The sequence below is a fragment of the Rhizobium sp. SVR5-2C genome (assembly GCF_056755115.1).
Genome location: NZ_JBNDHT010000425.1, coordinates 1 through 264 on the forward strand (window position 1 = coordinate 1; position 264 = coordinate 264).

Annotated in this window: 1 protein-coding gene; it reads right to left on the bottom strand. The window is 62.1% G+C overall.

Annotated features, from left to right (window positions below):
- Nucleotides 1-192: dihydrodipicolinate synthase family protein (locus tag ACPYOI_RS36375; RefSeq protein ID WP_481424217.1), on the bottom strand; the 192-nt coding region annotated here is incomplete at its 3' end.
- Between the last annotated feature and the right edge of the window lie 72 nt (nucleotides 193-264).

Here is a 264-nt window from a genome sequence, read left to right on the forward strand (position 1 = left end):
GAGGATGGTGCGCCGCTCGGCCGAAGAGAAGGAGTTGGCCTCGCTGGTGGTGCCAAGCAACGCGACGCCGTGGCAACCTTCGCTGATCAGCCTCCGGCAGTGTTCGTTGAAGAGGCCGAGATCGGGGCTGCCATCGGCATTGAGAGGGGTCGTGGCGGCGCTGTAGACGCCTGTAATCTTGTGATCGCTCAGAGTATCCTCCTCTTCAAACCGGGCCTTCCCGGCACGTTCCTACCGTGCTGAATTCATCGCAACGTGCCGGAG